Source organism: Bradyrhizobium sp. F1.13.3, assembly GCF_040548265.1.
GTDB lineage: Bacteria > Pseudomonadota > Alphaproteobacteria > Rhizobiales > Xanthobacteraceae > Bradyrhizobium.
On sequence record NZ_JBEPRI010000022.1, the window covers coordinates 94696 to 117845 of the forward strand.

Genomic DNA, 23150 nt, shown 5'->3' on the forward strand with positions numbered 1-23150 from the left:
CTCATTCTCCGGAAGGCTCGACCACGGCGAGCTCGACGCCCTCCTGGACGATGTCGCCGACCTTGCACTTGATGGACTTCAGCACGCCGGCATAGGGCGCCCGCAGCGTCTGCTCCATCTTCATCACTTCCAGGGTGAGGATCGGCGCGCCCTTCTCGAGGTTGGCACCCTCCTCCGCCAGCACGGCGACGACGGTGCCCGGCAACGGCGCCGCGATCTTGTCCGCGCCGGCCTGCTCCTCCATCTCGCCGCCGAACGGATCGACCCAGTGCAGATCGAAGCGGCCGTTGCGCGTGCGCAAATACAGCTCATGGCGATCGATCACGGCCGCGACCGACGATTTGACGCCGTCGAGGGTCAGGTCGAAGCCGCCGCCCTTCGCCGCGATCGTGAACGCCAACTCGCGTTCGCCGATCACCAGTGTGGACGGGCCGCTGCCGTAGTTCAGCACAACCTTCTGCTCCGGCCCGTGGCCAACGCGAAAGGCAAAGTTGCGCTGGCGGCGGCCGACCTGCATCCAGCCAAAGGTCTGCCAGGGCGAGCTCGCCTCGCCTTGCGCGGCCTGCCGCTCATCATTGACGATCGCAGCCACCGCGGCACACAGCTCGAGCTCGCCTGGCGCCGGCGGAGCCTGCGTCAGGACTGCCAGCTCGCGCTCGATGAAGCCGGTGTCGATCGCATTCGCCCGCACCTTCGGATGCGTGATCAGAGCGGAGAGGAACGGGATGTTGGTGACGATGCCGCGAACGTCTGAATCCTCAAGCCCGCGATTCAGCCGCTCGATCGCGACATCCCGCGTCGGTGCCCAGGCGATCATCTTTGCCAGCATTGCATCGTAGTACGGCGAGACGGCATCGCCCTCGCGATAGCCCGCGTCGATGCGCAGACCGCCGGTTTCCGCGGGCAACCGCCAGGTCGAAATCTTTCCAACTGACGGCATGAAGTTCTTGGTCGGGTTCTCCGCGTAGACCCGAGCCTCGACGGCATGGCCGTTGAGCTTGATCTCATCTTGTTTGAGCGGCAGCGCCTCGCCGAAGGCGACCCGGAGCTGCCACTCGACGAGGTCGATCCCGGTGATCAGCTCGGTCACGGGATGCTCGACCTGGAGGCGGGTGTTCATCTCGATGAAGAACACGTCCTTGCCGTCGGAGACGAACTCGATTGTGCCGGCGCCGACATAGTTCACCGCGCCCGCCGCTTTTCGCGCGGCGGCGCAGACCGTCTCACGCTGGGCTGGATTGAGGGTCGGCGACGGCGCCTCCTCGATTACCTTCTGGTGGCGGCGCTGCAGCGTGCATTCGCGCTCGAACAGCGACAGCAGATTGCCGTGGCTGTCGCCGATGATCTGCACCTCGATATGCCGGGGATTGTCGACGTATTTTTCGATCAGCATGCGGTCGTCGCCGAACGCGGCCTTGGCCTCGCGCTTGGCGCTAACGATCGCAGGCGCGAGCTCCTCCGCCGAGCGCACGATGCGCATACCACGGCCGCCGCCGCCGGCGGACGCCTTCACGAGAATGGGAAAACCGACCTTCTCGGCCGCCTTCGCCAAGGTCGCCTCGTCCTGGGCCTCGCCGTGATAGCCGGGCACCAGCGGCACGCCGGCCTTCTCCATCAGCGCCTTGGAGCCGGACTTCGAGCCCATCGCCGTCATCATCCCGGCGGTCGGGCCGACGAAGACCAGTCCCGCATCGAAGCACGCCTGGGCGAATTCGGCATTCTCCGACAGGAAGCCGTAGCCGGGATGGATCGCCTCCGCGCCGGTCTTGCGCGCGGCCTCGATCAGCCGCTCGGCATTGAGATAGCTGTCGCGGGCGCGTGCGGGCCCGAGCAGCACGGCCTCGTCGGCGAGCGCGACATGCATCGCACCGCGGTCCGCCTCGGAATAGACCGCGACCGTGCGCAGGCCCATGGCGCGCCCGGTGCGGATCACGCGGCAGGCGATCTCGCCGCGGTTGGCGATCAGGAGCGTGCGAAAACGACGGTAGAGCTTTGAGCGGTCCATCGCATCACATCCTGAACAGGCCGAATTTCGTCGGTTCGATCGGCGCATTCGACGCCGCCGAGAGGCCGAGGCCGAGCACCAGCCTTGTATCGGCCGGGTCGATCACGCCGTCATCCCACAGCCGCGCGGTCGCATAGTATGGATGCCCCTGGCTCTCATATTGCGCGCGGATCGGGCTGCGGAATGTCTCCTCGTCTTCTTTCGACCAGCTATCGCCCTTGGCTTCGATATTGTCGCGGCGGACCTGGCTCAGCACCATCGAGGCCTGCTCGCCGCCCATCACCGAGATGCGCGCGTTCGGCCACATCCACAGGAAGCGCGGTGAATAGGCGCGACCGCACATGCCGTAATTGCCGGCGCCGTAGGAGCCGCCGATCACGACGGTGAATTTCGGCACCGACGCTGTCGCGACCGCCGTCACCAGCTTGGCGCCATCCCGCGCGATGCCGCCGGCTTCGTATTTCTTGCCGACCATGAAGCCCGTGATGTTCTGCAGGAACACCAGCGGAATGCCGCGCTGGCAGCACAGCTCGATGAAATGCGCCCCCTTCAGCGAGCTCTCGCTGAACAGGATGCCGTTGTTAGCGATGATGCCGACCGGAAAACCCCAGATGTGGGCGAAGCCGCAGACCAGCGTCGTGCCGTAAAGCTTCTTGAACTCGTCGAATTCGGAGCCGTCGACCACGCGCGCGATGATGTCGCGCACGTCGAACGGCTTGCGCCCATCGACGGGCACCACGCCGTAGATCTCCTCCGCCGCAAACAAGGGATCACGCGGCGGATGCATGTTGAGGTTCGGTCGCACGGACGGCTTCAGCGTGCCGACGATGCGGCGGGCGATGCCGATCGCGTGCGCATCGTTCTGGGCGTAATGATCGGTCACGCCCGACTGCCGCGAATGCACGTCGGCGCCGCCGAGTTCTTCCGCGGTCACCACTTCGCCCGTCGCCGCCTTCACCAGCGGCGGCCCGCCGAGGAAAATGGTGCCTTGATTGCGCACGATGATGCTCTCGTCCGACATCGCGGGGACATAGGCGCCGCCCGCCGTGCAGGACCCCATCACGATGGCAATCTGCGGGATACCTTGCGAGGACATCTGGGCCTGGTTGTAGAAGATGCGGCCAAAGTGACGCTCGTCCGGAAATATCTCGTCCTGCAGCGGCAGGAAGGCGCCGCCGGAATCCACCATGTAGACGCAGGGAAGATTGTTCTGCCGCGCCACGTCCTGCGCGCGCAAATGCTTCTTCACGGTCATGGGATAATAGGTACCGCCCTTGATGGTGGCGTCGTTGGCGACGATCACGCATCCGCGGCCCGCGATGCGCCCGACCCCGGTGACGACGCTGGCCGAATGCACGTCGCCTCCATGGAGGCCATAGGCCGCGAGCGGCGACAGCTCCATGAACGCGGTGCCGGGATCGACCAGCAGGTCGACCCGCTCGCGCGCCAGCATCTTGCCGCGCGACGTATGTCGGTTGCGCGAGACCTCGCCGCCGCCGCCGGCGACCTGGCTCAGCTTTTCGCGCAAATCCGCGACGAGGGTGCGCATGGCCTCGGAATTGCGCGCAAAGTCCGACGAAGACATATCGATGCTGGAATGGAGCGGCATGTTGGATCCAATTGCGTGAAGGTTTTAAGCCGTCTCGGCCATCAATTCGCGCCCGATCAGCATGCGCCGGACCTCGGAGGTGCCGGCGCCGATCTCGTAGAGCTTTGCATCGCGCCACAGACGTCCGACCGGAAATTCGGATGTGTAGCCGACGCCGCCAAGCGCCTGGATCGCCTCGCCGGCCATCCACGTCGCCTTCTCGGCGGAATAGAGGATCGCAGCGGCGGCATCCTTGCGCAAGCTGCGCGCGTGATCAGCGCGGTCGCAGGCGCGGCCCACTGCATAGACATAGGCGCGCGTGGCCTGCCAGGTCGCGTACATGTCGGCAAGCTTGCCCTGCATGAGCTGGAAGTCGCCGATCGGCTGCCCGAACTGCTTGCGCTCGTGCATGTAGGGCACCACCGCGTCCATGCAGGCCGCCATGATCCCGAGCGGGCCGCCGGAGAGGACCGTACGCTCATAGTCGAGCCCGGACATCAGCACCTTGACGCCCTCGCCGACCTTGCCAAGCACGTTCTCCTCCGGCACCTCGCATTCGTCGAAGAACAGCGGATAGGTGTTGGAGCCGCGCATGCCGAGCTTGTCGAGATGCTGGCCATGGCTGAAGCCCTTGGCCCCCTTCTCGACCAGGAAGGCGGTCATGCCGCGCGGACCCGCTTCCGGATCGGTCTTGGCGTAGACCACCAGCACGTCGGCATCGCCGCCATTGGTGATCCACATCTTCGAACCGTTGAGCACGTAGCGGTCGCCGCGCTTGTCGGCGCGCAGCTTCATCGAGACGACGTCGGAGCCGGCGCCGGGCTCGGACATCGCGAGCGCGCCGACATATTCGCCGGAGATCAGTTTTGGCAGATAGCGCTCGCGCTGCGCATCATTGCCGTTGCGGCGGATCTGGTTGACGCAGAGATTGGAGTGGGCGCCGTAGGAGAGCCCGACCGCGGCCGAGCCGCGCGAAATCTCCTCCATCGCGACGATATGGGCGAGATAGCCCATGTTGGAGCCGCCATATTGCTCCGGCGCGGTCATGCCGAGCAGGCCGAGGTCGCCGAGGCGCTTCCACAGGTCCGCCGGGAATAGATTGGCTTTCTCGATATCGGCGGCACGCGGGGCGATCTCCGCCTCCACGAAGGCGCGCAGCGTGTCGCGCAGCATGCTGATGTCTTCGCCCAGATCGAAATCGATGCTCGGGATATTCAAGGCGATTCCTCCGTCTTTTGGGGACCGAACCTAGCGGCATCGGGGCCCTTCTGCCGTCGAAAAGGTTGCATTTTCCGCCAAACTTGGCGAGGATTTTCCCAGAGGATTTCCGATGCCTTTTCAGGTCGCAACCGCAATCCCGCGCCGCGCCGTGACCCCAGCCGCCTTCGTCCGCGGGGTCGTTGCCGCTTACGAACGCTACGGCCGCGATCCGACCGAGGCGCTGAGCCGGGGTCAGGTAACGCCAGACCTTGTCAATTCTCCGGATGGGCGGGTCACGGCCGGCCAGTTCGAGGCGCTGGCGGGCCATGCCATGCGCGAACTCGATGACGAGGCGCTCGGCTGGTTCTCGCGGCGGCTGCCCTTCGGCACCTACGGCATGCTGTGCCGCGCCTCGATCACCGCCCCAACGCTGGAGGTCGCACTCAAGCGCTGGTGCCGGCACCATCGTCTGCTCACCGAGGACGTGCTGCTCGATCTCGCCGTCAGCGAGGAGACCGCGGTCGTGTCCATCCGCGAGCTGCGTGACCTCGGGCATTTGCGCGAATTCTGCCTGGTCACCCTGCTCCGCTATGTCCTCGGCTTTTCCTGCTGGGCTGTGGATTCCAGGATCGCGCTCCGCACCGCGGAATTTCCGCACCCCGAGCCCGGCCATGTCTCGGTCTATCCGACCATCTTTTGCCGAAACATCCGCTTCGATGCGGACCGCGCTTCCATCACCTTCGACAAGCATTATCTGTCGTTGCCGCTCACCCGTAGCGCGGCGGACCTCGACAACATGCTCAAGGGCGCGCTGCGGCTGACCGTGCTCCCCTATCGGCGCGACCGGCTGCTGGTCGAGCGCGTTCGCCGCGTGCTCCGCAATGCGCGCGGACGCAGTCTCGGAGCCGAGGATGTCGCGAGCGAGCTGGCACTCTCCACCCGCACCATGCACCGGCGCCTGCGCGAGGAATCGACCTCGCTGCGCGATCTCAAGGAAGAAGCAAAATTCGAGCTCGCCAAGCAGGAGCTGATGCGCGGTCGTAGCCCGATCAAGCGGATCGCGGAGATCGCCGGCTTCCGCAACGAGAAAAGCTTTTCCCGCGCCTTCCGCACCTGGGCCGGCGCCTCACCTCGCGAGTTTCGCGGCAGGTATCGCTGACGCGCGGCCTGTCATGCTGTTGCGGCCTCCGAGATCCAACTCGGAGGCCGCAACATTTCGAAACCGGTCCCGATCAGTTCGAGTTGGTCTGCCCGCCCGGGCGGAGCTTGGTGCGCGACTGCGTCTGCTTCGGCTGGAAGGCCAGCGCGTCGGTCGAAGTCTTCGCGCCGCCGCTCTGCGAGCACGAGCCGCCGATGCCGCCGGCCGCCGCCCGGCAGGCCTCCATCGTCGGATAGCCGCAACCGTGCGCGGCCTGGGCGCCATTGGTGATGCAGTAGTCTTCCGCCTGGGCAGCCGGCGCGGTCATCATGAGAAACGCAGAGGCAAACAGCGTCGCAGCGGATGCGACGAACGTCTTCGAGGTCGAGATCATGTTGTCTTTCCTGCTTCAGGGTCCCACAAAGAGGCCTCGGCATGCGACGCAGGCTGAGGTTCACACTTCGCATGTAGGCCGGCGCCGGGAACCGGCAATCACGTCTCGGCGCATTGCAGGACTTCCCAAATCACATGTCACAGTTAGGTGAGTTACTAATCTTTTTATCCGTCTTATCCGAACCTGTTTCCCGATAACGGAATCATCCCGCGCCTTCGATTTCCGGATCTCGTTGTGCGAGCCACGTTTGGGATCCGTCGCCGCCGAACTATCCTGCCGCCGCGATCTCCTGCAACGGCAGCGGTACGTCCTTCGCCACGCCCAGCACCGGGAAGCTGCGGACGTTCTTCACGTTCGGCATCGCGGCGAAATGTAGGAGCTGCTGGCGCATGCTCTCGACGCTCGGCGCCACGCATTTGAGAAGATAGTCGGTGTCTCCCGAAATCCGCCAGCACTGCTGGATGCGCGGGATCGCGGCGATGGAGCTCTCGAACGCGGCCAGCACCGGCTGGGCCTGGCTGCCGAGCTGGATCGAGACGAACGACACCACCTCGTAGCCGAGCAGCCGCTCGTCTATGACGGCGCGCACCGCCCGGATCACGCCGCGGCTGAACAGCGATTTCAGCCGCCTCACGCAGTTGGGCCCGGACACCCCGACGCGGAGCGCTAGCTCGTTGTTGCGAACCCGCCCGTCCTGCTGCAACTCGGAGAGTATTTTCAGATCGACGCCGTCGAGCTGGTCACGCCCCGCCATAGCCCACCTCGTCATGCTCGTCTTATGCGCGGCAGCGAAGCACGGAGCGGAATGGCTGCCAAGGGCAGGACGATGGGAAGAACCCGCGTGGTTGCCTGAGCTTGTCCCGGCCAGCCGCGGGCTTTCACGCCGAGGCTAAAAACGTAGATGCCCGGGACCCGGCTCCGCCAAGGCTTCGCCGGGCATTCGGTGTTGGGCCGGCGAAGCTTCAGCGAAGACGGCAAGCCCAGGCATAACGAGAGTCTCGACGCGCGGCCCGCCCTCAATGCGTCCAGGGCTCGCCGCGGCGGAACGAGAAATTGTCGGAATAGGCGACAGGCCGGCGCACCGATTCCTTCGGCTCGATTACCTGGTAGGCGATACCCTTGCGCTCGCAATAGGCGACAGCCTCTTCCTTGCTGTGGAAGCGTAACGTGATCTGCTGCTTCATGTCGCCGGACGAGGTCCAGCCCATCAGCGGCTCGACCGCGCGCGGCTGCTCGGGCTCGTAGTCGAGCTGCCATTCCTTGGTCTTCGACCGGCCGGATTGCATCGCGTTCTTGGCGGGCTTGAAAATGCGTGCGGTCATGGATGGTCCGGGCCTCTTGTTCGTCTTTTCGTTCGATTTCGATGCGTCACGGTAGCAGTTGGTGGAAACCGCGGGCATAGTATAGAGACACCTTTTGGGAACTGATCGGTGATTCCGGCCCCCGGGATGCCTCGCCGATGGGTATAATCATTATGCTGCATCGTGACAATTGCGTACCCGCCTTCCGCGCCGGGATCTCGCCTGGCGGCCCTGCTTCGTTGACCTCTCCCTGTCCGTCCCCTCCGAAAGCTCCCGTCGCATGTCCTTCCTGAATATCAACGCCACGCTCCCCGAGAAGGGCCGTGACCTCAGGCTCGACCTGTTTCGCGGCATTGCGAACTGGGCGATCTTCCTCGACCATATCCCCGACAACGTGGTGAACTGGATCACCACCCGCAATTACGGCTTTTCCGACGCCGCCGATCTGTTCGTCTTCATCTCCGGCTACACCGCCTCCTTCGTCTATGCACGGATGATGCTTGAGCGCGGCTTCCTGGTCGGCGCCACGAGGCTGACCAAGCGGGTCTGGCAGCTCTACGTCGCCCACATCATTCTGTTCGTGATCTACATCGCCTCGATCAGTTATCTGGCGCTGCGCTTCGGCGATTCCGAGATGATCAACGAGTTCAACGTCGCCGGCCTGGTCGACAACGCCACCGAGACGCTGCGCCAGGGCCTGTTCCTGCGCTTCAAGCCGCTCAATCTCGACGTGCTGCCACTCTACATCGTGCTGATGGGGCTGTTTCCGCCGGTGCTCTGGTTCATGCTGCGCAAGCCGGACCTGACGATGGCACTGTCCATCGTGCTGTGGCTGACGGCGCGCCATTTCGGTTTGAACCTGAACGCCTATCCGGCCGGACAGTGGTACTTCAACCCGTATGCCTGGCAGGTGCTGTTCGTGTTCGGAGCCTGGTGCGCCCTGGGCGGCGCGCGGCGCTCGATGACGTTGATCAACGCGCCGGCCACGCTGTGGCTCTGCCTCGGTTACATGCTGTTCGCGCTGGTCATGACCATGGCTGGCCGCTTCCCGACCCTCGGCGGCATGTTCCCGGAATGGCTGTTCTCGGCGTTCAACCCGAACGACAAGACCAACCTCGCGCCCTACCGCTTCATCCACTTCGTCGTGATCGTGATCCTGGTGATCCGCTTCGTGCCGAAGGACTGGCCGGGCCTGGAATGGAAAGGGTTCGACCCCATCATCGTGTGCGGCCAGCAGTCGCTCGCCGTGTTCTGCGTCGGCGTGTTCCTGTCCTTCGTCGGTCATTTCGAGCTGTCGATGAGCTCGGGCTCGCTGCTCGCGCAGATCTTCGTCAGCGTCGCCGGCATCGCGATCATGACGACGGTGGCCTATTACATCTCCTGGTCGAAGAGGCAGGACAAGCCGCTGAAGCCGCCGCCGCCCAAGCCTGCGGCCGCAAAGGCCGCTTGAAGGGGCAGCAGCGATACCACGCCGGACGACAGCGACGCCGCTTCAGGCTGCCGCTTCGCTGTCGTACTCGGTGAACTTCTTGTAGATCCAGTCGCGGCCATCGTGGCGGCGCCAGACCTTGCCGTAAACGAGCTGCCCGTTGATCGAGCGGCGCGGCACGAGCACCGTCCAGAGGTGCCAGATCTCGGTCCAGCTCGCCTGCGGACCGATGGTTCGGACGTCGCGATCGAAAGACATGATGCAGAACTCACAGGATACGAGCGCTGCGACGAACTGTGATGTCGTGTGAGCACGAGTTTCAGGCAGCCCATCGCGAGCCGGACCGATCTGATAACAGCCACTAAGGCGGCCGCAACAACCGCTCGCCCTTAACCTAACCGATCAACCTTACTTCCTGTGAGCGCGCGGCAAGACCGGTTGAAAGCGGTCGCCGATTTTCCTAGACTGTGTACGATTTGAGAATGAGCGCGTCATTTTTTTGAGGGCGCGCGGTTATTTCCGGGCTGACGCGAATTTTTGAAAACTATTGATGGGCGGGGCCACCACGATGAATTTGCAATGTGCATGTCTGCGCTTGGCGCTGCGATCGACGCCGCCTGCGCCGCTCGCGAAGACGCCGGAGCAAGAGCCGCGGAAGGCCGCCAACGACAATCAGCTGGCCTGGCCATTCCTGCCGTTTCCGTTCGGCTGGTACGCGACGAACTGATGGTTGGAAAAGCGCAACGCCGCGCAAGCGGAATATCATCGCTTGGCGGCGTCCGTTAGGCATTGGGCGCTGAAATCCCCCAACACCTATATGTCTAGGGCGACGCCTAAAGGTTCGACAAAGTTTTACGATTTCCGCGCCGCCCGACCCGCCCAATGCCTTGAAAAATCGCGCGGAAGTCGCGTTGCGCAGAGAATGAGGGCCGAGGGTTTAGGAAGACTTTTGGCAGCTCCGGGCATCGACACTGAACGCGCGCCATGCTCGGCTGCTTGCGCTCTCGCCTGGATCTTCTCGCGCCTCGCCGAATGGCTGTTGTTCTCTGGTGCGGTTCTGACCCAACTCCGGACTGGTCGGGGCAGCTGGATTCGAACCAACGACCTGCAGTACCCAAAACTTAGCAGACTGTTTTCCGGTGGGTGCCGCTTGGTGGCTCTGATTTTCGTTCTTTGCGTAAATTCCTGAATCTAATGAATATTTAACGCCGCCTCATTTCCGTTGCTTTCCCGTTGTTTCCGCTCAATACATAACCCGGTGGCTACTCGGTGGCGACTCTGGGGGAAACAATGCCAATCCTTAAGCTTGGACGACGTGCCGTTACCGGCCTGCCTTCCGTTACGAAAACAACGATTTTCTATGACTCCGACCTGACGGGTTTTGGCGTCAAAGCCACAGCCAATGGCGCCCTCTCCTGGATAGTCGAATATCGGCCAGGCGAGGGCGGTAGGCGCGTCAGCAAACGCCGCATGGTGATTGGTACTCCCGCAACGCTGTCGCCTGAGAAGGCCCGGGAAGCCGCTGAAAAGCTACTTGCCAAGGTGAAGCTGGGCGCCGACCCAGCCGCTGAGCGCGGCGCCGCCAGGAAGGCCGAAACGGTTGATGAATTGCTAGACGCCTTCACCACGAAGCATCTTGAGCCAAAGCGGAAGGCTGGGACCATTCGATTGAACGGCGGATATATCAAAAACCACATTCGCCCTGCCCTCGGCAGGAAGAAAGCCACGGCTGTCACGCACTCCGACGTGAGCCGCCTTCACAACAGGATAGGCGAGACGCACAAAGTCGCCGCGAACCGCGTTGTGGCATTAATCGGCGCCATCTGGGCGTTCGGGCTGAGGGAGAAGATTTTACCGAAGGGCGCTGAGAATCCCGCCGTTGGCATCGAGCATTTCGACGAGAAGCAACGGCAGCGCTACCTGACGGGGGAAGAACTACAGCGCCTTGGTGACGCGCTCCGCGAGGCTGAAAGCGCTGGCATTCCGTGGGACCCTGATCCGACGAAGAAGACCAAGCACGCCCCCAAGCCTGAGAATCGCCTGACCAAGATCGATCAGCATGCCGCAGCAGCGTTGCGTTTGCTGTTGTTCACCGGCTGCAGATTGCGCGAGATTCTCGATCTTCGTTGGAGGGAATACGACGCAGGCCGCGGCCTCCTATTCCTGCCGGATTCAAAGACTGGCCAGAAGACGGTTGTCCTGTCCGCGCCCGCTATCGCGATTCTGGACGCCCTCCCCCGGATCGGGGTCTATGTGATCGCAGGTGAGTCGGCCGGCACGAAAGACGAAACCCCACGCTTCGATCTAAACCGACCATGGCGTGCAGTCCGCAAGCGCGCTGGGATTGATGACGTCAGGATCCATGACCTACGCCATAGCTTCGCCAGCGTCGGGGCGGGCTCCGATCTTGGCCTTCCTATTATCGGGCGCCTGTTGGGGCATAGTCAGGCCAGCACCACGGCGCGCTACGCGCATATTGCCGTCGATCCTGCAAAGCGGGCTGCGGATCTGATCGCAGGCAAGATCGCCGCCGCGCTGAGCGGGAAATAGCTCGCCTCAGCTTGGCGGCCGGGAAGCTGCTCGGCTGGTTCTCCACACCCACGACACTCAGTAGCTCGCGAGCGTCAGGACCTACTAGGAATCGATATTTTGCGCGCTGCTTACGATGCCGCTTTGATGGCGGCATGCGCACTCACCGATACACGAAATGGGCCGGCCATTATCCGCCCCGCAGCCCCGCGGAATGGCTGGCAGACGGCCACGTGACCTGCAACGTTCAATGCCTGAACGGCCGCTGCCATCGTAGGGTCGACGTGCGGCTCGACGCACTCCCGCAGGATCAGCCGTGGTCGCGCGTCGGGCTGCGCCTGATCTGTTCAGCATGCGGCGCCGCAGGATCTGTGCATATCGTTCCGAACTGGCATGACAGTCGCGGGCAAGTCAGGCCAAGCATGGACTTGAGGTTTTGATTCCAGCGATGAAGCACGTCACCGAATGCCCTTTTGCCGATCCGGAAGCCGCCGCGCGTCAGCTCGTTCAGCTGGCTTCGGGCATCGAGGCAGTACAGGACGGCAGAATCCATATCGAGAAGATCAACTACCCCTTCCTCTACACGCTCAAGGCAAGCGGCGCAGAGTTCGGTGCCGGCATTAGGTGCGCTGTCGAGAAGGGCTGGCTGGAGCTGCATGAGAGCGGCACCTATGTGCGGCTGCTGACGCCGGGCGAGGATTTGTTGGCGCCTTAAGGAACCTGCCGGGGGCGTTTCCGCTTGAATCCGCGCTGGCTCGCCGCCCGAGCTGGCGGAGCGGCCCCGGCCTAACCTCAAAGCCCCCCTGAAGCCGGGGCCGTCTCTCATTCGAGCTTAGCTTTGCTTGATCGTTCGTGCGGCCAATTCCTGGTCCAGCTGCTTCAAGCCAACAGTCAGATTTCCCACGATCTCCATGCAATCGGAATGCCTCAATGATTGCACGCCGCGCGCGGCCAGCTCGCGCTCCAATATAGTAGCCACTATGGTTTGGATGCTCCCAAATCGTCCCCCGGAAAACATTGCGCCGTTAAATACGGATCAAAAAAGAATTGGGTTCGCTCAAGCGAAAGGCCGCAGCGTGGTTCCAGCCCCACTGCGGCCATCCGGGTCAACTTGAAATTTGATGGTACTTAAATCGCGCCGGTGTTCCGACAGTAGAACACCCCGTTCCGAAAATGGACTCCGGACAACTACCGGTTTCCGACGTTCAGGTGTTGTCAGCCAAAGGCGAACATGGCACGGCTGGGCTTCCAGCCCCCAATGCTCTCGGCCGCCAATCCAATTGCGGATTTGAGCGCCAGGAGCGCCAGGCCCGCCAGTGTGAACCGGCGGGCCTTTTGCTGTCACATGATTCGCAGAACAAACACCCGCCTCGGGGCGCTTCCGCTTTTTCGTCCACAAGCCTTGCATATTTTTCCCAAGTTGCTGCATTTTACGCGCGCAACCTATTGATTTCGCGCACTGGTTGAGGTTCAGTGCGCCCCGTTGTTTTTAGGCCGGGGGGCTTTTTACATGCGTAGATTTGGCATCGTGGCGCTTTGCGTCGCACTAGGCGGCTGCGTATCTAGTGGCGAGACCGTCTCTTTTCGAGCGTCAAATCCGCAGCAGCAGGCGCTTATGCGAGATGGGCAGCCAGCCCTGGTGTCTCGACAAAAGAACTCGCTCGTTCTCGTCAAACCAGCTTCGCGCCAGCTCCAGGCGAACGGGAGACCTGTGTTCATCGTCGGCATCAACAATCTAAGCAAGCAGCCGGTCGACTTCCGCGTCGCGCAAGTCGAAGCTGTCCAGCACGCCGCTGGCTCTGACTTCGAGATGAAAGTCGTGACCTACGAGATGTTGGTGCAAGAGGAGCGAAATCGGCAGGTCGCAGCCGCCCTCCTCACAGGCTTGGCAGCAGGAGCCAATGCCTACAGCGCATCGCACGCGGGACATGGGAGCTACACCACTCCGAGCGGGCGCACTGGCACGTTTTACAGCCCGACCGCTGCAGTAATCGCACAAAACAACGCAGCAGCGCAGAACGAGACTATGATTGCTGCAACGGTGGAAACTGGGCAGCGCAACATGGCCGTGCTTGAGCAGTCGGTCATCAAAGACAACACGCTAATGCCAGGTGAATGGTACGGTGGTCAACTTCATGTGGCGCCGCCAACCGATCAGGCCGGCGCACAGAAGAGCTACACCATCGTCATCACAGTAGGTACGGAACGACATGTCGTCGACGTGGCGCAAGGGCCGCCAGGGGTCTGACCGCATTCGCTGGAAACATCCTTTCCTAGAACGGAGGATCAACTGCCATGGCCGATGCTCAGGTCACGTGTATCAACAAGCAGCCTAGAGACAATCCGCATGAGGGCATCACTCACCTTGGCGGGTCTAACTGGAAATGGCCTAGATTGCAGGTGATTCAATCCATCGAGTCGGGCTCAAACACTTTTTTCACAATGGTCGATGGCAAGCGGGCTGACATCGGCGTAGTCGATGGCCCCAATGGCAAATACGTTCGAACACACGCCGACGGCTACTATAACGACAACCTGCTGGCACTCCGCGAGTGCCCGTAGGGCTCAAACTTTTTGCGGAACCAGAATTTCAAAAATTTGCGGGGGCAACAGTGCAGAATACGATCAAAGCCACTATGGGATTGCTGGTGGTTCTAGCTCTGACCCAGGATGCGAGTGCACGCGGCGGATCACACGGAGGCCGCGTCAGTTACGGCGGCGGACATCACGCTTCTAGCCACGGGGGGAGCTTCGTTGGGAGCATCTCCGGCTCATCTCATCGTGGCGGCACGTACGTGAACTCCAAAACCGGCAATCGCTACGGCACCCATCAATAGGAGCGCGCTCCCAGATGGTACTGGCGCGGATTGTGCAGAGCCGGTTGGGCAGGTTCGCCATCGTTACTGGTGGGGCAGCTTTGTCGCTGTCGCTGTTCTGGGCATGGTGGTCGTTCCAGCCTCCGTCTAGAGACCCCTATTACTATACGATTTCGGATGGGGCTTACTCGGTAGCTGGTGGCGACCGGGTATTGTTCTCGATTGGCTTGGTGCCTGACTATCACTCTACGGAATGGAAGCAGTACGAATACAGATGCTCGATCGCACAGCTCGCGCAACGACCGCGGAATGGTCCGGCGGGATTTGAGTATAGAGGCCGCTCTCTTTGCAATTCAGCTGCCCTAGATGACGCCGCTTTCGGCAGTGCGACGGCTCAGTTCAAAACGTATGTTGACAACGATGTCTGGGCACAAGGAACACAGCTCACCCGACGAACCACCCCGTCTTGACGTCTCGACCGCCGACCCAATGCGCGCGGACAACTTAGCGTTCTGCCTCGCCAACCCTATGCCGCGCGATCTCGGCACCGGAGGCGTCGATCACGATTACAACCGTGCCTGCATCACGGTCGCAATCTGGATCGCTGGCGATATCCCGAGCGACGCGGGCGCCGTACTGGACGGCTTGCTCCGCAGAGCCAAATAGCTCTCCCACATCGTCCGCCTGTGTCTCGCCGTCGTGTAAAATCGGGGAATAATAGCGTCGCATGTCCGCGGCCCTCGTCCTTAAGCCGCGATCATGCCTACATGTCGGGACGGCCCGCACCTGTCGAAAGTGACAGGGTTTTGGCAAGCGGATCACCGGGCGCCCTCCTCACAGCACACGCCGCGTGCGTCGTCGTTGACCCGCAGCAACAACGCTCGACGCCTGCCGCTAGATAGCGTGGTAGCACTACCCGACTTCGTCCCCTGGGGCACTTGGCTGGCACCGACAACCTACCAGAGCCGACTCAATCGGCTTTGAACACGACGCCGATGCGAGTATCACTGGACCAAACGAGACGACAATCTCTGATGATACGGTCTCTTTCCAACATCATCTTGAATGTGGCAGGCATGTGCAGCTTCGTCGATAACTCGATCCCAGCACCGTCCTGCGAGATATTGAACACGCGGCAACGTCGGCTGCCGCCATCTCCAAAAATGTAGGCGGCTAAGTCGACCTCCGAACGATCGATCTTCCGGCGATCCGACATGATTATCCTTGAGTTGACGCGGCTGTCTCGGGTCCTTCATTGGCCGAAGCTATTTCAAGCAGTCTAAACTGCCTCGCGATCCGTGTTGCCAAGCCCGACCGCTCTTTGGCTAGCGCTCTCTCATAGTCGGATACGTCGTGTCCGTCTCGCCCAAGGACCTCGGTCAGGATCGTTTGGCTATGAACATAGGTCACCTTGTCAGCGATCTCTCGCGTCAAAACAGCAAGTTCGTCATCATTATCTGATATCACGGCGATCTCCTTGGTCGGACTGATCACGCGCAGAAAGGCGCTATTTTGCATGCCAATACTTACAGATCGTTACACGAGCACCCTGGACGCCGTATCTTGGGTCGACGTTACACGTGCCCCTGGGTTTGCAAGCGCGAGTCAGGCGACGTTCACGGCTCCTCCTGAACTTATCGTTTACGATCTTGACGTACGATGACGCTCCGCAGCGCTTTTGCTGGCATGAATCTATGTCCAACAATCGACAAGAGATCCGCCCGTGGTCGCCCGAACAAGAAGCGCAACTACTTGCGCTATTCGACGAGGGCATGACTGCGACCGAGTTGGGCGAGCGCTTGGGTCGCAGTCGCCAGGCCGTGTACGGTCGGTTACAACGCTTCCGCAAGCAGCGAGGGCGAACAAGCCGAAGGAGCGGACACGCCTTCGCGCAGTGGCTTGGATAAGTGCGCGGCTTGCGCGGTACGCGGCCCAATCAATAGGCGCCGGTTCAATGAGCTTGCCGGGTTGATCTTCCGGCCACACGTGCACGATGCGCTGCTTGCTGTGATCGTCGCCAACATGAGGCGGCCTGCTCGCCAAAATATCATCGCGCGGTGGTGAGTTAAGTACGCGGCTTGCGAACCATCGCTATTGGTTGACATGAATTCGACGAGATCGGGTGTGCAGATTGTTTCTGCGATGAGGCAGCCGGGGGGCGGCGTCGCACACGAGGTTGAGGGCTCGCTTTAGCCAGCCCCGGCGAGCCCTCCCTCAGTCAGCAAGACTGACATTTAAGTTTTCCATAAGTGTGACATCGCCGACATTGCGGACTTGAGCCGTCGCTGTAGGCTTGTCTTGCCGGGGCTGGAATCAATATTTCACGTCTTCATTTTAACCCGGCTGGCCGCAGTGGTTTGCCGCTGCGGCCTTTTCGCGTGGCGCTCCTAGCGGTGAGGCCCTCCTGCTGGGACACAGTGATAACACTGCCGATCCGGCGTGCGCCTGTACGACTGCCCAACCTGTAAGCGGTTGTTTTTAGGATGCCACCCGCCATAATTTGGCTGATCGCGGTCCTGCTTTTTGTCTGATCGCAAAATCGGCAGCAGGGTGGAAATTGGTCCGATCCGGGGCTCCTAAAAGTTCGGCGATTTGGTCCGCAGAGGACGACGAAATGCTTTTTCAGATGCGCGCGAGCGGAGCGTCATTCAGCGACATTGCAGCATACCTCGGCCGCAGTCAGGCATCGGTCGAGGCTCGCTATTCCAAGCTAAAGAAGCAGATCAAACTGCGTGGTCGTTCCTAAAAGCTTAAGCCCTGCCTCCGGCGGGATACGACCTGGTGAACACGCCTTGTTGCTCAATGCGGTTGTAACGAAACGTGCAGCCATGAGCGCGGGCGAAGACCTCAGCCTCTGCAAGCGCGAGCGCGTCGTTCCCGCCGAACGCGTACTCGATGTACCGGTCCCGAATTATCACCTGCCGGTCCGCCCCGACATCATCTAAAACGCTCGCCAGCCGGAGCAGGTAGTCTTGGCGCGTCTCCATGAAGCCGTGTCAGATCAACTACCGGCCTTCAACGCTTTTGCGGCGTCGAGATGTTTTTGCAACGTATCAATCTGGCCAGAAGCATATTCACCGGCAGCATCCTTGCTTTGTGACGCCTTCTTGTACTCGGCGATGTCCTTCTGGTGATCTGCGACCATGTGGGTAGCGAACATCTTATCGAACCCTGCGCCGGACATTTTTGCCATCTTGTCATGGTCGGCTTTTTGCTTCGCACTCGCGCCGCTCGGTGGGTTCATTCCTGCTGCTTGGGCAGCAGTTAAAGCCTTCTGATTGGCGGCAGCATGGTCGGTGGAGAGCATCCTGCCGAACGACTTGACGGCATCGCTCTGGCCGTTCTGCTGCGCCAGCTCTCCCATGCTCACCTCAGCGAAATTGCCCTCGATTGCCTTCTTAAGGAACGCCTCGCTTTGCTTATCTTTCGCAGATGCGTTCGCAACTGAGATCGCCATCAAGGCTACTGTCCCGAGCGACACAAGCATTCTGTTCATAGGCGCTCCTGCGGGTTGTTTTGCCGATGAACACCCCAATTGCGGTAGAGGTTCCAATCGAGCGCGCATTTCGGCCGGGGTTCGGTCCTGGCAGACCCCTCTAGTGGCCAACGCAGGCCACCGCAAGATTCCGTAGTCGGCACGATGTCCAACTGGAACCGAATAGTGCGGGCGCTATTACGTCGCTATGAGCGATCGGGTATGAAAGCAGCATCTGGTATTTGTCGCGGCAACCACCTTCGAGCACGCCAGTCGTGAAGCATTGGCCGAATGCCAACTCAGGAGGACGCACCTCGTACAAGGACATTTCCTACGGAACAGCTAATTCACCAGACGCTGCTCGATCTGATCGGGACTTTGATAACAGACTAGCGAGGACGCAGTGATGCGGCATCCTTGGATAGCGGTGGCCCTTTTAGCAGTCGGCGTCATCGCCTGGGCAATGGTAGCTGAGCGCCCCCCAGAGCCCCCCCTGCGGATAGAGGTTTCTCTGACGGTGGCAGCCGACCACGACGTTCGTTTGATCTCAGAGCGCAGCCCCTTCATGCGGACAGAGCGGTGAGTAGCGAAGGCGCGCCAGCCCCAGCACGACTCGCCGGCCGTTTGTCGGATATGCGGGATGTGTTGGGTTCGATTATTTGTGCTTCCAAAACGAACAGGGATGTCGGGTTGCGCACACCGCGCGATGTGTTAAGCGGCGCGAAAGAGAAAAAGGCTGTCCGCCGCGAGTGGACGAAAGACGACCTGAAGACGCTGAAGTCACTCGCGAAAAAGAAGGCCGGTGTTAAGAAAATTGCGCGGGCGCTGAAGCGGACGCCCGGAGCGACTGCCGCGAAGGCGTTTGTTCTTGGGCTTTCGCTGGATACTCGGCTCTAACCACCCGCTCTGCCAAAACCTTCAGCAGCTGCGCCCGAAGCCGAGCGCGACATCGAACGGCTCAGCTTAGCAATTGGGCGGCGGCAAACGAGGCGCCATGCGGTACCCCCCAACATTTCAATTGCAGATGCGGGTGAAACGGGGGGCGAGCGGTCGCTAAGAAACGATTGGTTCTGAAGCTGCGGATACCCCTACCCCGTTGCACCGTGCTCTCACCCGCGTGGACCTTCGCGACATTCTTGTTCAGGTTTCCTGGCGTTGATGAGGTTCACCTTCAACGAGCCGAGCCATGGCGCATTGGCTTATCTCCACGTTCTGAAAGTTTAGCAGCGCCCGGTAAACCGATCACGGTGGTCGCCCTGATAATCAAACGGCCGCCCTCATAGGCCCGTGGCCACGGGGTTGAAATGGGGCGCCCCCATGCCCGCTGGCACCTATCCACGAATTGGTGCACGGATAGAGACACCGAGAACGATGTTACTCGGCTCACTCGCCTCCCACAAAGGTACGCTTCATGGTTCTACGGTAGCCTTCTTCAGCGCTGCAGCTATCACAACGCTGGCGTGGCTGTACATTATCGCCAAGACGGTGATTGCAGTCCGGGGCTGGCTGCTGTTCTAAAATAGTTCGACGAGTTGCAGAAACTCGTAGGCGGCACAAACTATCATTCCCCACAGCGCAAAGTTTATCTGCAGAGCTGCTACCATGCTTCCCTCCCCGTCGGCCGAGCTTGGTGCTACGGTTGATGGTGCACTTGCATTTTCACCATTTCCCCGAATCTACACCAATTCGAACGCCTCAACCGCCCGCAAGAATACTGGGTCGGACTCTCGATGAAACACGGCAGAACTTCGGGTTATGCGCCCGTCCTCTTCCGCATCAGGACGAGACGTTGCGCAGGCGCAACAGCCTCCCATGTTCCGCTTCGGAACAGATGTTTTGGACTCAACCCGCCAACCAGGTTCTGCAATCATCGCCAACAGCCGGGGCTGGAAGTGTCCATTACGTAAGCACTCAATTTTCCCGGGAAAATAAAGGCCGCAGGAGATGAGCTGATCCTGCGGCCTTTTTCATCTCAGCGGCGGATGTAGCAATCTGAGGAGCAGAGGGCGCGGAGAGTGTTGCGTGCTTGAAAGGAAAAGCTCCCCGAGCAACTTGGAGCTACCGACGGCGCCGATCAGCGAAGCGATATCGAGCGCCAGCTTGGCCGATGCTTCGCCTTGGAGTTCTCCCAGGCGACCTTGAAGCGGCGCGCTTGGCTTCATCGAGCGAGCCAGCTTCCCCGAACGGTGGACCGGGAAGCGTCACGATGAAGGCCAGTGCTGTAGCGCACGACGTCCTTATTCGCCCCGTACAGAAGAGCTGGCGAATACATTTGAGGAAATGAACCGCGCGAGCAGCGAGCGAACGCTCCCCTGGACTTTAGCTGTGGACATCCTGAACAGGGCGATAAGGCGCTACAGTTCCTGGGCGAAGGCGTGAACAAGTCGGCGGCCGTCATTCCGACAGGGCGGTTGCACCGATTATCCATTCGATGTTTGCACCTTGAGAAGTAGCAACGAGCCGATCGCCTTCCCAAAGCTCCACGTCGTGCTCGCCATGCATTTGCTAGGCTCGACGTCTCGCCGCCTGCTCGTCAATACAGTCAAGCTTTGCTGCGCAGATCACTCGCCGGTTGCTGTCCACCACAAACGCTTTGTACCGCATGATGGCAGTGCCATCCGAAAGGGGGACCGCCATGTTAATCGAATGTCCCTCCAAGGCAGCGCTAAACTGACGGCAGGCGTGTGGAACCTTGTACGTGTGGCATTCAGCTATACCGCCGTGAGCTCATCGATCGCGGCCGCCGCGTCACCTAACTTGCCAGTGTAGCGCGCTTCACTGACTTAATCTCACCGTCTGCCGAAGCGTCCGGCTCGAGCTTAACATCGAAAAGCCCCCCAGCGTCATCAGCAACACACCTAGCCAGGTGACCGTCCAGCTGCGCGGCTCGTCGCGCACCTCTTCATTGCGCGCGCCCAGCGGCATAGCTGGAGGTGAGACGGCTCGCGCGGCCGCGGCAAGCTTCTCCACGTCAACTTGGGGCGGCCCGCGGTGCTCGGGCGTGAGCTGGCTGGTGGGAAGATCCGCGGCGGGTGCCGCCGCCATCAGGGCCGGCGTGCCCGCATCGAAAACAGAATTTGCATCGGCCACCTTGAGTTCGCGTGCCGGCGGCGTCGGCTGAGCCCCCTCGGCCGGCGATGAGCTTGGCAAGTCCGCGCGCGCATCGATCACGGGGATCGCCCTTTGCTGCTCGGCCTCGTTCTTGACGGAGCTGGCGGCGCGGTTGGCCACACGCGCATGAGCCGGTTTTCGCAGCGTTGCGATGCCCTCGGCCAAAAACCAGCATTTGCGATGACCGTCCCGCCTATACACCCAGTGCTGGCCGGCGGCGGGCGAGCTGCCGGGTCGCGGCAAACATTCCGCCTGCGCCGAAGAGGTTGCAGAGGGGTCGCGCGGAGCAATATTGAACAAGGCGGTAAAAGAGTCGGAGCACGCTGGTGTCGCCGAAAGACCTCCGACAAGGACTAAACCGGCGAAGTAAAATCGCAAATGACGGGACATCGAAAACTCCCGGTGTGGTGCCCCTACTCGGCACGAGCCTTCGCGGCGACATGGGCCCCCATGCGGCTTAAATCTGGCAACGTGATGGATTAATTGTGCTTCTGGCCACCCGAGCTAACAGGCCATCCAACACTCTTCGGTTGCAAAATGCGGCAGCGGCGTTCAATTAAATCGAACCCCATGCGTTACGTTGGGCGTCGATCCCGCTCCCGATCTGCGACGCGACCGCCGGCTGATCACCGTCGCTGCGGCGTTTGCGCTCACCCTCGCAATGGCAATGGCAACGTGAAAGCGCAACTGGTCGAGCGGTAGGTTGTGGATGATACGGATGCCGGTGTGCGGGCCGGAGTGAGCACGCACCAAGTAAATGCTCCGTCACGATATTACCGCCATCGCGCCTTTCTCCCGTTCTACCTCCTCATTTAAATGTGGATTGTGCGACGACTATTTAACCCATGGCTTGTCTGCTCCTTCATTCCCGAGTTGTCTGCCTGGGCCTTCTCCCAAGAATTGAGATCGAGCGATGAACACCGAGCATTTCAATTCGCTTTCCCTTGACGAGCTTTGGATGCTTCACCAACAGGTCGCCGCCACCCTCAGTCAGAAAATTTTGGTGCAAAAAGCACGGTTGGAGGAGCGGCTCCGCAAAATTGGACTGGCCGAGAAAGCTGTACGGTTCGATCGTAAACGCCGTCCATACCCGCCCGTTCGCCCCAAATATAGCAACCCAAATAACCCGGCGGAGACATGGTCCGGCCGCGGCAGACTGCCTCGATGGCTGCGGCCGCAGCTTCGAGGTGGCCGGGAAGTTGGACGATTTCTTAATCGACCACGCTTCGGTTCAAAAGCGGCAGACAAATTGAGCGCCGCGATCACATTGGGAAGAAGGCCCACTGCAATGATTACGACGGACATCCAAGATCAGGCTATAGCCGCGAAGATGACCGGATAATTGACTTCGAGAGGCGGCCAGACTGCACGTCAATAGCAAGCAAAGCAGATTGCACCGCATTGGTGGTGCCGGACACATGATCCATCAGTCCGCGACCGTCGAGGTGATGGCAGCCGTCGACGAGGCCGCTGCAATTATGCACGGCGATCAGCCAAAGAATGCCGCTCCCGGGCGATCCATAGCAGACTAAGCAAAGCCGCGCGGCGACGGAGCTTACGGGCCACCTACCGATTATTGGCGGCCCGGCTTTTTTGCGGGTGGTCCGTTCTTGTTGCCAGGCATGCCCTTGATGTTCGATGCGGCCGGCAGCCACTCTTCTGCAACTGGCCGCCCGTCCCCGCCAGGCACCTTCGGAGACTCGATCGTGTTCAATCTCTCTACTCCATGACGAGAAACGTGGACGCGATCCGTCGCCTGTTCGGCGCGCTCAACAGCAGCGTTGGCGACTTGCCCAGCACGCCGGGCATCTTCCCGGACTGCCCCGCCCCTCGTCCGCAATGTGCCTGCGGCGGTGGCCCACAAAGGGAAGCGGGATCGGGTCAGCGACGATCTGGACGCACGTGGAGGGGCACGACTTTATCCATGTCGCTGTGACCGGAGCGCCGGCTTTGCAGCTTCACCACCTGCTCGAGTTCGAGAGCCTCTATGGCGAGCTCATCTGCCAAACGTTCGAAAAGTGCGCGCTTTTGCGGGTCGCTCGACCGCCTGCTCATAAGGGCCAAATCGGCGGCATCCGCACGGAGTTTGTCCAATTTTTCCCTTAGGTCCGCCATGGTATCGGCCCCGTCCTAGACCCACCTCGTCATGCGTGACGGGATGCAG

General features: G+C 61.2%; 21 protein-coding genes and 1 pseudogene. 10 read left to right on the forward strand and 12 right to left on the reverse strand.

Annotation, left to right across the window (positions count from 1 at the left end; genetic code table 11):
* Nucleotide 1: 1 nt before the first annotated feature.
* The 3 genes from ABIB66_RS37880 to ABIB66_RS37890 are packed head-to-tail and all read right to left on the reverse strand — an operon-like array spanning nt 2 to nt 4766.
* Nucleotides 2-2005 (reverse strand): acetyl/propionyl/methylcrotonyl-CoA carboxylase subunit alpha, encoded by a 2004-nt coding sequence (locus tag ABIB66_RS37880; protein WP_354203541.1) that lies wholly within the window; start codon nt 2003-2005, stop codon nt 2-4.
* 4 nt (nt 2006-2009) lie between these two features.
* Nucleotides 2010-3614 carry a carboxyl transferase domain-containing protein gene (locus ABIB66_RS37885; protein ID WP_354258385.1) on the reverse strand — a complete coding sequence of 535 codons (1605 nt, stop codon included), beginning with the start codon at nt 3612-3614 and terminating at the stop codon, nt 2010-2012.
* A 24-nt stretch (nt 3615-3638) separates the two neighbouring features.
* Nucleotides 3639-4766, reverse strand: a complete 1128-nt coding sequence (locus tag ABIB66_RS37890; RefSeq protein ID WP_473318217.1) for an isovaleryl-CoA dehydrogenase — start codon at nt 4764-4766, stop codon at nt 3639-3641.
* 157 nt (nt 4767-4923) lie between these two features.
* Between ABIB66_RS37890 and ABIB66_RS37895 the strand changes: the two genes are divergently transcribed.
* Nucleotides 4924-5952: an AraC family transcriptional regulator gene (locus tag ABIB66_RS37895; protein ID WP_354203547.1), complete on the forward strand. Its 1029-nt coding sequence runs from the start codon at nt 4924-4926 to the stop codon at nt 5950-5952.
* A gap of 73 nt (nt 5953-6025) precedes the next feature.
* On the opposite strand, the gene ABIB66_RS37900 is transcribed toward ABIB66_RS37895, so the two are convergent.
* The 3 genes from ABIB66_RS37900 to ABIB66_RS37910 all read right to left on the reverse strand — a co-directional run bounded on the left by ABIB66_RS37900 (nt 6026) and on the right by ABIB66_RS37910 (nt 7647).
* On the reverse strand, nt 6026-6325 hold the full coding sequence (locus ABIB66_RS37900; protein WP_354203549.1) for a DUF3551 domain-containing protein: 300 nt from the start codon (nt 6323-6325) through the stop codon (nt 6026-6028).
* A 268-nt stretch (nt 6326-6593) separates the two neighbouring features.
* Nucleotides 6594-7079 carry an Lrp/AsnC family transcriptional regulator gene (locus ABIB66_RS37905; protein WP_007591345.1) on the reverse strand — a complete coding sequence of 162 codons (486 nt, stop codon included), beginning with the start codon at nt 7077-7079 and terminating at the stop codon, nt 6594-6596.
* A gap of 262 nt (nt 7080-7341) precedes the next feature.
* Nucleotides 7342-7647, reverse strand: coding sequence for an ETC complex I subunit (locus ABIB66_RS37910; protein ID WP_247499210.1), 306 nt, complete (start codon nt 7645-7647; stop codon nt 7342-7344).
* Between the two features lie 259 nt (nt 7648-7906).
* Here ABIB66_RS37910 and ABIB66_RS37915 point away from each other — a divergent pair, with 259 nt between their 5' ends.
* Nucleotides 7907-9076, forward strand: coding sequence for an OpgC domain-containing protein (locus ABIB66_RS37915; RefSeq protein WP_354203552.1), 1170 nt, complete (start codon nt 7907-7909; stop codon nt 9074-9076).
* A gap of 42 nt (nt 9077-9118) precedes the next feature.
* On the opposite strand, the gene ABIB66_RS37920 is transcribed toward ABIB66_RS37915, so the two are convergent.
* Nucleotides 9119-9313 carry a hypothetical protein gene (locus ABIB66_RS37920; protein ID WP_354203554.1) on the reverse strand — a complete coding sequence of 65 codons (195 nt, stop codon included), beginning with the start codon at nt 9311-9313 and terminating at the stop codon, nt 9119-9121.
* A gap of 1032 nt (nt 9314-10345) precedes the next feature.
* Between ABIB66_RS37920 and ABIB66_RS37925 the strand changes: the two genes are divergently transcribed.
* From ABIB66_RS37925 to ABIB66_RS37940, 4 genes are all read left to right on the forward strand, one after another.
* Nucleotides 10346-11605 carry a tyrosine-type recombinase/integrase gene (locus ABIB66_RS37925; RefSeq protein WP_354258388.1) on the forward strand — a complete coding sequence of 420 codons (1260 nt, stop codon included), beginning with the start codon at nt 10346-10348 and terminating at the stop codon, nt 11603-11605.
* Between the two features lie 427 nt (nt 11606-12032).
* Entirely contained in the window at nt 12033-12299 is a 267-nt protein-coding gene (locus ABIB66_RS37930) for a hypothetical protein (protein ID WP_354258391.1), read from the forward strand.
* 996 nt (nt 12300-13295) lie between these two features.
* Nucleotides 13296-13832 carry a hypothetical protein gene (locus tag ABIB66_RS37935; protein WP_354258394.1) on the forward strand — a complete coding sequence of 179 codons (537 nt, stop codon included), beginning with the start codon at nt 13296-13298 and terminating at the stop codon, nt 13830-13832.
* A 47-nt stretch (nt 13833-13879) separates the two neighbouring features.
* Nucleotides 13880-14146 carry a DUF3892 domain-containing protein gene (locus tag ABIB66_RS37940; protein WP_354202964.1) on the forward strand — a complete coding sequence of 89 codons (267 nt, stop codon included), beginning with the start codon at nt 13880-13882 and terminating at the stop codon, nt 14144-14146.
* A gap of 758 nt (nt 14147-14904) precedes the next feature.
* Here the strand turns inward: ABIB66_RS37940 and ABIB66_RS37945 are convergent.
* Together ABIB66_RS37945 and ABIB66_RS37950 are read right to left on the reverse strand one after the other, a co-directional pair.
* Complete coding sequence (locus tag ABIB66_RS37945; protein ID WP_354258397.1) at nt 14905-15129, reverse strand: DUF6894 family protein; 225 nt, start codon at nt 15127-15129, stop codon at nt 14905-14907.
* A gap of 241 nt (nt 15130-15370) precedes the next feature.
* On the reverse strand, nt 15371-15616 hold the full coding sequence (locus ABIB66_RS37950) for a PilZ domain-containing protein (RefSeq protein ID WP_354170706.1): 246 nt from the start codon (nt 15614-15616) through the stop codon (nt 15371-15373).
* A 478-nt stretch (nt 15617-16094) separates the two neighbouring features.
* On the opposite strand from ABIB66_RS37950, the gene ABIB66_RS37955 reads away from it, so the two are divergent.
* Nucleotides 16095-16307, forward strand: a complete 213-nt coding sequence (locus tag ABIB66_RS37955; RefSeq protein WP_354258400.1) for a helix-turn-helix domain-containing protein — start codon at nt 16095-16097, stop codon at nt 16305-16307.
* A gap of 1094 nt (nt 16308-17401) precedes the next feature.
* On the opposite strand, the gene ABIB66_RS37960 is transcribed toward ABIB66_RS37955, so the two are convergent.
* Nucleotides 17402-17896, reverse strand: a complete 495-nt coding sequence (locus tag ABIB66_RS37960) for a DUF4142 domain-containing protein (RefSeq protein ID WP_354258403.1) — start codon at nt 17894-17896, stop codon at nt 17402-17404.
* A gap of 558 nt (nt 17897-18454) precedes the next feature.
* Between ABIB66_RS37960 and ABIB66_RS37965 the strand changes: the two genes are divergently transcribed.
* Nucleotides 18455-18772, forward strand: a complete 318-nt coding sequence (locus tag ABIB66_RS37965) for a hypothetical protein (RefSeq protein ID WP_354258406.1) — start codon at nt 18455-18457, stop codon at nt 18770-18772.
* A 1878-nt stretch (nt 18773-20650) separates the two neighbouring features.
* On the opposite strand, the gene ABIB66_RS37970 is transcribed toward ABIB66_RS37965, so the two are convergent.
* A complete protein-coding gene (locus tag ABIB66_RS37970; RefSeq protein ID WP_354258409.1) occupies nt 20651-21376 on the reverse strand; it encodes a hypothetical protein in 726 nt (241 codons plus the stop codon).
* 523 nt (nt 21377-21899) lie between these two features.
* On the opposite strand from ABIB66_RS37970, the gene ABIB66_RS37975 reads away from it, so the two are divergent.
* Together ABIB66_RS37975 and ABIB66_RS43720 are read left to right on the forward strand one after the other, a co-directional pair.
* Entirely contained in the window at nt 21900-22328 is a 429-nt protein-coding gene (locus ABIB66_RS37975; RefSeq protein ID WP_354212040.1) for an H-NS histone family protein, read from the forward strand.
* A gap of 384 nt (nt 22329-22712) precedes the next feature.
* A pseudogene (locus ABIB66_RS43720) lies at nt 22713-22817 on the forward strand (SOS response-associated peptidase); the annotation flags it as partial.
* A gap of 50 nt (nt 22818-22867) precedes the next feature.
* On the opposite strand, the gene ABIB66_RS37980 reads toward ABIB66_RS43720, so the two are convergent.
* On the reverse strand, nt 22868-23101 hold the full coding sequence (locus ABIB66_RS37980) for a hypothetical protein (RefSeq protein ID WP_354212042.1): 234 nt from the start codon (nt 23099-23101) through the stop codon (nt 22868-22870).
* Between the last annotated feature and the right edge of the window lie 49 nt (nt 23102-23150).

Coding starts and splice junctions, on each gene's coding strand:
- ABIB66_RS37960 (WP_354258403.1), bottom strand. CDS start 17,896: ATGAACAGAATGCTTGTGTCGCTCGGGACAGTAGCCTTGATGGCGATC.
- ABIB66_RS37955 (WP_354258400.1), top strand. CDS start 16,095: ATGTCCAACAATCGACAAGAGATCCGCCCGTGGTCGCCCGAACAAGAA.
- ABIB66_RS37980 (WP_354212042.1), bottom strand. CDS start 23,101: ATGGCGGACCTAAGGGAAAAATTGGACAAACTCCGTGCGGATGCCGCC.
- ABIB66_RS37940 (WP_354202964.1), top strand. CDS start 13,880: ATGGCCGATGCTCAGGTCACGTGTATCAACAAGCAGCCTAGAGACAAT.
- ABIB66_RS37890 (WP_473318217.1), bottom strand. CDS start 4,766: ATGCTGCGCGACACGCTGCGCGCCTTCGTGGAGGCGGAGATCGCCCCG.
- ABIB66_RS37915 (WP_354203552.1), top strand. CDS start 7,907: ATGTCCTTCCTGAATATCAACGCCACGCTCCCCGAGAAGGGCCGTGAC.
- ABIB66_RS37920 (WP_354203554.1), bottom strand. CDS start 9,313: ATGTCTTTCGATCGCGACGTCCGAACCATCGGTCCGCAGGCGAGCTGG.
- ABIB66_RS37930 (WP_354258391.1), top strand. CDS start 12,033: ATGAAGCACGTCACCGAATGCCCTTTTGCCGATCCGGAAGCCGCCGCG.
- ABIB66_RS37900 (WP_354203549.1), bottom strand. CDS start 6,325: ATGATCTCGACCTCGAAGACGTTCGTCGCATCCGCTGCGACGCTGTTT.
- ABIB66_RS37910 (WP_247499210.1), bottom strand. CDS start 7,647: ATGACCGCACGCATTTTCAAGCCCGCCAAGAACGCGATGCAATCCGGC.
- ABIB66_RS37880 (WP_354203541.1), bottom strand. CDS start 2,005: ATGGACCGCTCAAAGCTCTACCGTCGTTTTCGCACGCTCCTGATCGCC.
- ABIB66_RS37975 (WP_354212040.1), top strand. CDS start 21,900: ATGAACACCGAGCATTTCAATTCGCTTTCCCTTGACGAGCTTTGGATG.
- ABIB66_RS37905 (WP_007591345.1), bottom strand. CDS start 7,079: ATGGCGGGGCGTGACCAGCTCGACGGCGTCGATCTGAAAATACTCTCC.
- ABIB66_RS37945 (WP_354258397.1), bottom strand. CDS start 15,129: ATGCGACGCTATTATTCCCCGATTTTACACGACGGCGAGACACAGGCG.
- ABIB66_RS37970 (WP_354258409.1), bottom strand. CDS start 21,376: ATGTCCCGTCATTTGCGATTTTACTTCGCCGGTTTAGTCCTTGTCGGA.
- ABIB66_RS37925 (WP_354258388.1), top strand. CDS start 10,346: ATGCCAATCCTTAAGCTTGGACGACGTGCCGTTACCGGCCTGCCTTCC.
- ABIB66_RS37950 (WP_354170706.1), bottom strand. CDS start 15,616: ATGTCGGATCGCCGGAAGATCGATCGTTCGGAGGTCGACTTAGCCGCC.
- ABIB66_RS37885 (WP_354258385.1), bottom strand. CDS start 3,614: ATGCCGCTCCATTCCAGCATCGATATGTCTTCGTCGGACTTTGCGCGC.
- ABIB66_RS37895 (WP_354203547.1), top strand. CDS start 4,924: ATGCCTTTTCAGGTCGCAACCGCAATCCCGCGCCGCGCCGTGACCCCA.